A 9,380-nucleotide genomic window follows, 5' to 3' on the forward strand; every position below is an offset into this window, starting at 1 on the left:
TGCTGCTGCAAAAGACGCTGCTCAATATTGAGGGTCTGGGTCGCCAGCTCGACCCGAATTTGGACCTGTGGGCCACCGCCAAGCCCTTTCTAGAGCGTTGGATGAACGAGCAAGTCGGTTGGCGAGCCTTGCTGAATCAAGTCAAGAAGGAGGCACCGCGCTACGCTCAAGTGTTCCCCGAGCTGCCGCGCCTTTTGCATGACGCGTTGAAGCGGCAAGCCTCACCGCACGAAAGCCAGCTCATCAGCGCCTTACTGCTCGAGCAGCGGCGCACGAACCGCCTGCTCAAGGGCTTGTTGTACGGGGCAGGAGGTTTTGTGCTGGGTCTGGTGGGTGCGCATCTCTTGCTGCGGGCCGGGCTGGTGTTTGGCGCCTGATGTTTTGGCGATAATCCGCCACGTTTTCTTGCCACCTAACGATCTGCCGCCATGCTTTTGACCCTGGTTTTTGCCTACCTACTCGTCACCATCGCGATCGGCCTGTGGGCCGCCCGACGGGTCAAGAACACCACCGACTTCGCGATTGCCGGCCGCCATCTGCCGCTGGTGATGATCATCACCACCACGTTTGCGACCTGGTTCGGCTCGGAAACGGTCTTGGGCATCCCGGCCAAGTTTGTGCAAAGCGGCTTGAACGGCGTGGTCGAGGACCCGTTCGGCGCCGGCACCTGTTTGATCTTGGTCGGCATCTTCTTCGCCGCCAAGCTCTACAAGATGAGTCTTTTGACCATCAGCGACTACTACCGCGAGCGCTATGGCCGGGTGGTCGAGGTGGTCTGCTCCTGCATCATCATCCTGTCCTATCTGGGCTGGGTCGCGGCGCAGGTGACGGCCTTGGGGCTGGTTTTTAATCTTTTGTCGGGCGGCTCGATCAGTATTCCGGTCGGCATGTTGATTGGCACGGTGTCCATCTTGGCCTACACGCTGTTTGGCGGCATGTGGTCGGTGGCGGTGACCGACTTTGTCCAGGTGATCATCTTGGTGGTGGGCCTGAGCGTGATTGCATACTTTGCCGCCGATATGGCGGGCGGGGCCGGCAAGGTGATCGCGTTGGCCAGCAGCAAGGAGTTGTTCCGCTTCCTGCCCGAGCCAAGCTTTCACGACATCGTGTTCTTCTTCGCCGCCGCGATCACGATGATGCTGGGCTCGATCCCGCAGCAAGACGTGTTCCAGCGCGTGATGTCGGCCAAGAACGAATATGCCGCCACGCGCGGCCCGGTGATTGGCGGCGTCTGCTACATCCTGTTCGCCTTTGTGCCGATGTTCTTGGTCACCAGTGCCTTGATCATCATGCCGGAGCAGGCCGCCCAGCTGATCGCCGAGGACCCGCAAAAAGTCATCCCAACGCTGGTGATGGAGCGCATGCCCTTCGTGATGCAGGTGATCTTTTTTGGCGCGCTGTTGTCGGCGCTGAAGTCAACCGCGTCGGCCACCTTGCTGGCGCCGTCGGTGACCTTCGTGGAGAACATCTGGCGGCAGTTTTTTCCGCGCATCAGCGACCAGCAAGAGCTGCGCACCATGCGCATCGCCGTGCTGGTTTTCAGCGTCTGCGTCTGCGCCTACGCGATCGCGCTCGAAGGCACGCCGATTTACGAAATGGTCTCGGCCGCTTACCAGGTCACCTTGGTCGGCGCCTTTGTGCCGCTGGTGTGTGGGCTCTACTGGAAGCGCGCCAGCACGCAAGGAGCGATCTTCTCCATCGTGCTGGGCTTGCTGGCCTGGGGTTTGTTCAAGCTGACGCCGGCCGGCGAGGCCTTCCCGGCGCAGTTGGCCGGCTTCTTGGCCGGCGGGGTGGGCATGTTGATCGGCTCATTGGCCCCCCAGGCGATCAAGAATGTGCATGCTCCGCACCACATATTGGCGCAGGGCGCACCGGCTTGATGACAGGCTGAGTGGGCTGGCCTTGCCGGGCCTTTATAATTTGCGGTTCTGAATCAACGGTCTAGACCATGCCTATCTACGCTTACCGCTGCGCCGAATGCGGTCACGCCAAAGACGCCTTGCAAAGGCTTTCCGATGCACCGTTGACGACCTGCCCCGCCTGTGGCGCCGAGGCCTTTCAAAAGCAAGTCACCGCCGCCGGCTTCCAGCTCAAGGGCTCGGGCTGGTATGCGACCGACTTCAAGGACGGCGGCGCCAAGGCCGCGCCGGCTGCGGCAGCGCCCGACGCGGCTGCGACCGATACAGCGGCGCCGGTCGCGGCACCTGCTCCGGCCGCAACTCCCGCGCCGGCAGCTGCGCCCGCCGCCAGCCCGGCCGCCACGCCCTGAGGTCGCGTCTTGAAAAAATACATCATCACCGGCCTGCTGGTCTGGTTGCCACTGGCCATCACCATTTGGGTGCTGCAGTCGGTGCTGGGTGTCATCAACGGCGTGTTCAACTCCATGCTGGCGGCCTCGCAGGCGCTGCTGCCGGCCTCGATGGCCGCCAACATCGAGGCGCTGCGACACGTGCCCGGCCTGGGTTTGCTGATCCTGGTCGGCGGCATGGCCTTGACCGGCATGTTCGTCGCCAATATTTTTGGTCAATGGATGTGGCGGCAGTGGGACCGCCTGCTGTCCAACATCCCCATCGTCAAGAGCATCTACAGCTCGGTCAAACAGGTGTCAGACACCTTGTTCTCCAGCAGCGGCAATGCGTTCCGCGAGGCGGTGCTGGTGCAATACCCACACCCTGGCAGTTGGACGATTGCGTTCGTCACCGGCAAGCCCAGTGGCGAGGTGGCCCATGCGCTGGGTGAAGAAGAGCATGTCAGTCTTTATGTGCCGACCACGCCGAACCCGACCTCGGGTTTCTTTTTGATGATGCCGCGCAGCGCGGTGCGGCCGCTGAAGATGAGTGTGGACGCGGCGCTCAAGCACATCATCTCGATGGGCGTGGTGGCGCCCGAAGGCGATCATCCTGTGAGTAGTCACGCTCAAGCCTGAATTTGCCTGCCGCTGAATCGAGTCGTCAGCGGCGGCCCTGAAGAACACTGGAGTATTCCCATGAGAACTTGTTATGCCGGCCAAGTCAGCGAGAAGCTGCAGGACCAAACCGTCACCTTGATGGGCTGGGCGCATCGCCGCCGCGACCATGGCGGCGTGATCTTCATCGACCTGCGTGACCGCGAAGGCCTGGTGCAAATCGTCTGCGACCCGGACCGCGCCGACATGTTCGCCATCGCCTCCGATGTACGTAACGAGTTCTGCCTGAAGATCCGGGGCTTGGTGCGGCTGCGTCCGGCCGGCACCGAGAACGTGGCCCTGACCAGCGGCAAGGTCGAGGTCTTGTGCCACGAGTTGGAAGTCTTGAACGCCAGCGTCACGCCGCCATTCCAGATGGACGACGAGAACCTGTCCGAGACCACGCGTTTAACGCACCGCGTGCTGGATCTGCGCCGCCCCTATATGCAGAACAACCTGATGCTGCGCTACCGCGTCGCGATGGAAGTGCGCAAGTATCTGGACGAGCGCGGCTTTGTCGACATTGAAACACCGATGCTGACCAAGAGCACACCGGAAGGCGCGCGCGACTATCTGGTGCCTTCGCGCGTGCATGACGGCATGTTCTTTGCGCTGCCGCAAAGCCCGCAGTTGTTCAAGCAGTTGCTGATGGTGGCCGGGTTCGATCGCTACTATCAAATCACCAAATGCTTCCGCGACGAAGACCTGCGCGCCGACCGCCAGCCCGAGTTCACGCAGATCGATATCGAGACCTCCTTCCTCGGCGAAGAAGAGATTCGGGCGATGTTTGAGGGCATGATCCGCCACGTCTTCAACAAGAACCTGAATGTCGAGCTGGGTGACTACCCGGTCATGACCTACGCCGACGCGATGCACCGTTTCGGCTCCGACAAGCCCGACCTGCGCGTCAAGCTTGAGTTCACCGAGCTGACCGATGTGATGGGCACGGTCGACTTCAAGGTCTTCTCGACCCCGGCCACCACCAAGGGCGGCCGCGTGGTCGCCTTGCGCGTGCCCGGCGGTGCGTCGATCAGCCGCGGCGAGATCGACAGCTACACCGAGTTCGTCAAGATCTACGGCGCCAAGGGCCTGGCCTGGATCAAGGTCAATGATGTGAGCAAGGGCCGCGAGGGCCTGCAAAGCCCGATCGTCAAGAACCTGCACGACCAAGCGGTGGCCGACATCCTGGCCCGCACCGGTGCGCAGGACGGCGACTTGCTCTTCTTCGGCGCCGACCGCGCCAAGGTCGTCAACGACGCGATCGGCGCGCTGCGCTTGAAGGTCGGCCACAGCGAGTTCGGCAAAGCTAACGGCTTGTTCAATGACGTCTGGGCCCCGCTGTGGGTGGTCGACTTCCCGATGTTCGAACAGAGTGAAGAGGGCGGCCGCTGGAACGCCGTGCACCACCCGTTCACCGCGCCCAAGGATGGCCATGAGGACTTGATGGTCACGGACCCCGGTGCCTGCATCTCCAAGGCCTATGACATGGTCCTGAACGGCTGGGAGCTGGGCGGCGGTTCGGTGCGTATCCACAAGGCCGAGGTGCAGAGCAAGGTCTTCAGCGCGCTCAATATTGGCCCCGAAGAAGCGCAGGAGAAGTTCGGCTTCCTGCTCGACGCGCTGCAATACGGCGCGCCGCCGCACGGTGGCCTGGCGTTCGGTTTGGACCGCATCGTCACCATGATGACCAAGGCCGAGTCGATCCGTGACGTGATCGCCTTCCCCAAGACCCAGCGCGCACAGTGTTTGCTGACGGGTGCGCCGAGCAATGTGGACGACAAGCAGCTGAAGGAGTTGCATATCCGTTTGCGCAACGCGGTGGCGGTGGTGCCAGCGACTCCCAGCGCCTGATGGATGTTGATAGTCGTTTGAATCGAAGGGCAGCCGAGGCTGCCCTTTTTTGTGGGCGCGACTCTCCGCTATGCTTTGGCTATGAATCTACCCAGCAGCCCCGTCCACAAGATCCCCGAGTCCGTGCTGGTGGTGATTCACACCCCCGATCTGCAGGTCTTGATGCTGGAGCGGGCCGACCGGCCAGGCTTCTGGCAAAGCGTGACCGGCTCCAAGGACACGCTCACTGAGCTGCCCTGCGACACCGCACGGCGCGAGGTCAGTGAGGAAACCGGTATCCGGATCGGCGAGCTGCGTGATTGGCAACTGGTCAATGTTTACGAGATTTACCCGGTCTGGCGGCACCGCTACGCACCGGGCGTGACCCACAACACCGAGCATGTGTTCGGCCTGTGCGTGGCGGCCGACACGCCGGTGACGCTGGCGCCGCGCGAGCATCTGCAGTACCGCTGGCTGCCTTGGGTGCAAGCGGCCGACCTGTGTTTTTCGCCGTCCAATGCCGAGGCGATTCTGCACCTGCCCAAGCTGCTGGAGACTCCAGCATGAGCCACGGCAACGCCTTCAGCCATTCTGTTCAAGCCACGCACAGCCAGTTCACCCGCCCGCATCTGCGCGTGGCCACCTACAACATCCACAAGGGCGTGCGCGGCATGGGCCCGCAAAAACGGCTGGAGATTCATAACCTCGGCATGGGCATTGAGGCTTTGGCTGCCGACCTGGTGTTTTTGCAGGAAGTGCGGCACTTCCACCACCGAGAGGCCAAGGAGTTTCAGCGCACCTGGTTTGGTTGGCCCGAGCAGGGGCAGGCCGAATTCTTGGCGCCCGCGGGCTATCAGGTGGCCTACCGCACCAATGCGGTGACCAAGCATGGTGAGCATGGCAACGCGCTGCTGTCGCGCTTTCCGCTCGGCGACGTGGGCCATCATGATGTGTCCGACCACCGCTTCGAGCAGCGCGGACTGCTGCATGTGCCGGTGCAGTGGCAGGGTCTTGAGATCCATACCGTGGTCGCGCATCTGGGCTTGTTCCACAGCGGGCGGGTGCGCCAGATTGAGCGGCTGGCCGAGTTTATTGGCAACCATGTGCCGGCCGATGGCTTGCTGGTGGTGGCGGGGGATTTCAATGACTGGGGCGAACGGCTGGACGTACCGATGCGCGAGTTTGGCTTGCAGCGTGCTCGCTCGCCGCTTGGCAGCGCGCGCCACGCGACCTTTCCGTCGCGGCTGCCGTTCTTTGCACTCGACCGCATCTATATGCGCGGCCTGCGCTGCGTGTCTATGCAGGTGCCCAGGGGGCCGGCTTGGGCCCGTATGTCCGATCACTTGCCCTTGCTGGCGGAGCTGGAACTGTCTGAAGGCTGATGGACAAGGCGCCGGATTTAGATTCGCTGCGCGCTTGGAGCGGCATCCCCCAGCCCGAGTTTGTCGGCGGCAATGCGCTGCGGCTTTTGCGTGGGGGTGACGAGTTATTTCCCGCTCAAGCGGCCGCGATCGATGCGGCCATCCACGAGGTCTGGTTGGCGACCTATATTTTTCATTTCGATGCGGCCGGCGCTGCGCTGGCGGCGCAGTTGGTGGCGGCCGCCGGGCGCGGCCTGCGGGTGAGGGTGGTGGTGGATGGCTTCGGCTCGCGCGCCAGTCTGCCCTGGCTGGCCCAGCAGTTTGACGGCTCGGGCGTGGCGCTGGCGGTGTTTCGCCCGATCGACCGCTGGTACAGCTGGCTGCAACCGGGGCAGCTGCGCCGCCTGCACCAAAAGCTCTGCGTGGTCGACCTGGACCACGCCTTTGTCGGCGGCATCAACATCATCGATGACCGGGTGGACCTCAATCACGGCGCCACCGAGCAGCCCCGGCTGGACTTCGCCGTGGGCTTAAGCGGCCCGTTGGTGCAGGCCGTGGCGCAGGCGGCGCGCGCCCTGTGGACGCGGGCCCAGCTCGGCGACGACTTTGGCCAGGAACTATTGGCCCTGGCGCGCAGCAGCGAGCCAAAGGCGCGCCTGAAGCGGCTTTGGCGCGGCGTGCGCATGCCCAGATCGGCGTCCAAGGCGGCACGCCGCGGCGCGATGGGCCGTTCCCGCCATGAACAGAGCGCGGGGAAGAATCCGGTCTACGCCGCCTTTGTGCTGCGCGACAACCTGCGCCGGCGCCGCACCATCGAGCGTGCCTATGTGGACGCGATCCGCTCGGCGCAATATCAGGTCGATCTGATGACGCCGTACTTCTACCCCGGCCATGCTTTCCGCAAGGCCCTGCGGGATGCGGCCAAACGCGGTGTGCGGGTGCGGCTGCTCTTGCAGGGCAAGCTTGACTACCGCATTGCCGGTATGGCCGCGCAGGCGCTCTATGCCGAGCTGCTCGGGCACGGCGTCAGCATTTATGAGTACATGCCCGCCTATTTGCATGCCAAGATTTGTGTGGTCGATGAGAGCTGGGCGACGGTCGGCAGCTCCAACATCGACCCGCTTTCGCTGCTGCTGAATTTGGAAGCGAATGTGATCGTGCGTGACGCCGAGTTTGCACGGGCCGTGGCCAGGCAATTTGACGCGGCGGCGGCGTTGTCGCGCCAGGTCGATCGCCATTATCTTGACGGCGGCGTACGCGGCGTGTTGCGGCGCGCCTTGGTGGCCTGGCTCGCCTATGTTTATTTGCGTGTGGCCGGGGCGACTGGGCGGTACTGATACCGCGTTGGGCGCTGGTTTGCCTAGGAGCCCGGGCGGCAGAAAGCGGCGATAGCGAGAATCGGCCCCAGCCAGGACAGTTGGTGACGGATTTGCAGCCGCATAGCCCAGCTATGGGGCAAAAAGACGGTGCCGAATGGACGGCTGCGGTCGGTTCGCAGCCGCCGATTTTTCTGCCGCCCGGGCTCCTAGGTGTTTGGGCTGGGCCGCTTGTTGTAGATTGCGGGTCTATGGGTGCGGGTCTATCGGTGCGGGCCGCCGCGTTGATGCTTGGCGCTTGTCCTGGGGGTGGAATTTATGTGCGCACAGAAACTGCGCCCTGTCCCGGGCGCGCCCTGGCTGGACCGGTGGCTCCGTAAGGCAAGCCCTGGGCCGCAAGCGCTGGCGCAAAAGATAGACAGCGTGCGCTACGCCATCATTGCCGACAATATGCGGCTGGGGATTCCCTCCGCCGTGCCCTCGCTGTTGCTGGCCTGCTTTGCGCTGCATCTGCAAGGGGCGGTCAAGGGGCTTGTGCCGTGGGCGGTCTTGGTGCTGGGCACGGTGGCCTTGTATGCCCTGCTTGCGCCGCAGCGTCTGCGGCTGCAGGCCCAGGGACGCCAGCGCGACTGGGGTCGTCTGCTGTTGGCGTACAACGCCCTATTCGGTTGTGCTTGGGGTCTGGCGGGCCTGCTCTTTTTTGACACCGATCCGACCCGGCTTTTGGTGCTGAATGTGCTGCTGTTTGGCCTGCTGATCAGTGCTTCGCTGGCCGCGGCCGGGCATGCCGCCGTGTATGCCTTCAGTATGCCTTTGTTGCTGCCGTTTGTGCTGCGCGCCGGCGTGCAGGGCGAGCCACTTTCACAACTCTCTGCCGCGGCCGTGCTGCTGCTGGCCGGCTGTGTGTTTGCCTATGCGCATCGATTCGGCGCGGCGATTCGCGAGTCGATCGCCACCCGTTTCGAGAACGAACGCTTGAACGAGGCGCTGACCGAGCAGCGCGTGCAAGAGCGCACCCGGGTGCTGGAGGCATCGAATCGCCAAAAGTCTGAGTTCTTGGCGGTGATGAGCCACGAGATCCGCACGCCGATGAATGCCGTTATCGGCATGAGCGGCTTGCTGCTGGACACGCCGCTGACGCCCGATCAACGTGACTATGCCGAGACCATTCGCGACTCCGGCGATGCACTGCTGACCATCATCAATGACATCCTTGACTTCTCCAAAATCGAGGCCGGCCGTATCGACATCGAGCACGAGGCGTTTGATCTTAGAGACTGCATCGAGTCCGCGCTTGATCTGCTCAGCGGCCGCGCGCTCGAGAAGCAGCTCAATATCGCCTATGTGTTCGAGGCCAGGGGCGCGGATGAGGTGCCCGCAGCCATCGCCGGCGATGTGACGCGTTTGCGCCAGATTCTGCTCAATCTGATCGGCAATTCGATCAAGTTCACCGAGCGGGGCGAGGTGTTGCTGACCGTGGCCAGCCAGCGCCTGCGGGCCGATGGCAGCTTCGAGGCGCGGGGCTTTCGAGGCCCCGAGCAGCCGCTGAACTCCGAAGAAGCAACTCCGGACGCCCCGCAGCGCTACCGCGGCCGCCGTTTTGTGCAGTTGCACTTCACCGTGCGCGACACCGGCATCGGGCTGACCGAAGCAGCGATGAGCCGCTTGTTTCAGCAGTTCAGTCAAGCCGACGGCTCGACCACGCGCAAATATGGCGGCACCGGCTTGGGCCTGGCGATCAGCAAGCGTTTGGCCGAGCTGATGGGCGGGCGCATGTGGGTCGAAAGCCCGGGGCCGGGCCTGGGCAGCAGCTTTCATTTCACGCTGCCGGTGTTGGAGGCCGACCTGTCCTTGAGTTCAAGCCGTCACGCCTTGATCGGCACGCAAGCGGCACTCAAGGGCAAACGCATGCTGGTGGTGGACGACAAC

8 protein-coding genes and 1 pseudogene are annotated in these 9,380 nt (G+C 63.4%); all 9 read left to right on the forward strand.

Going from position 1 to position 9,380, the window contains the following annotated elements:
- Positions 1 to 377 (forward strand): annotated as a pseudogene (locus tag RMO57_RS01180) (ubiquinone biosynthesis regulatory protein kinase UbiB); the annotation flags it as partial.
- A gap of 51 nt (positions 378 to 428) precedes the next feature.
- A complete protein-coding gene (locus tag RMO57_RS01185; RefSeq protein ID WP_310383465.1) occupies positions 429 to 1,880 on the forward strand; it encodes a sodium:solute symporter family protein in 1,452 nt (483 codons plus the stop codon).
- Positions 1,881 to 1,948: 68 nt separating this feature from the next.
- Entirely contained in the window at positions 1,949 to 2,269 is a 321-nt protein-coding gene (locus RMO57_RS01190; protein WP_310383466.1) for an FmdB family zinc ribbon protein, read from the forward strand.
- A 9-nt stretch (positions 2,270 to 2,278) separates the two neighbouring features.
- Positions 2,279 to 2,926, forward strand: a complete 648-nt coding sequence (locus tag RMO57_RS01195) for a DUF502 domain-containing protein (protein WP_310383468.1) — start codon at positions 2,279 to 2,281, stop codon at positions 2,924 to 2,926.
- 60 nt (positions 2,927 to 2,986) lie between these two features.
- On the forward strand, positions 2,987 to 4,795 hold the full coding sequence (gene aspS / locus RMO57_RS01200; RefSeq protein WP_310383470.1) for an aspartate--tRNA ligase: 1,809 nt from the start codon (positions 2,987 to 2,989) through the stop codon (positions 4,793 to 4,795).
- Positions 4,796 to 4,876: 81 nt separating this feature from the next.
- A complete protein-coding gene (nudB, locus tag RMO57_RS01205) occupies positions 4,877 to 5,341 on the forward strand; it encodes a dihydroneopterin triphosphate diphosphatase (protein WP_310383472.1) in 465 nt (154 codons plus the stop codon).
- A complete protein-coding gene (locus tag RMO57_RS01210; RefSeq protein WP_414896354.1) occupies positions 5,338 to 6,156 on the forward strand; it encodes an endonuclease/exonuclease/phosphatase family protein in 819 nt (272 codons plus the stop codon). Before nudB ends, RMO57_RS01210 begins: the two co-directional genes overlap by 4 nt.
- Complete coding sequence (gene clsB / locus RMO57_RS01215; protein ID WP_310383474.1) at positions 6,156 to 7,472, forward strand: cardiolipin synthase ClsB; 1,317 nt, start codon at positions 6,156 to 6,158, stop codon at positions 7,470 to 7,472. Before RMO57_RS01210 ends, clsB begins: the two co-directional genes overlap by 1 nt.
- 402 nt (positions 7,473 to 7,874) lie before the next feature.
- Positions 7,875 to 9,380: ATP-binding protein (locus RMO57_RS01220; RefSeq protein WP_310383476.1), on the forward strand; the 1,506-nt coding region annotated here is incomplete at its 3' end.

Origin of the sequence: Roseateles sp., assembly GCF_031397715.1 — a bacterium.
Lineage (GTDB): Bacteria > Pseudomonadota > Gammaproteobacteria > Burkholderiales > Burkholderiaceae_C > Paucibacter_A.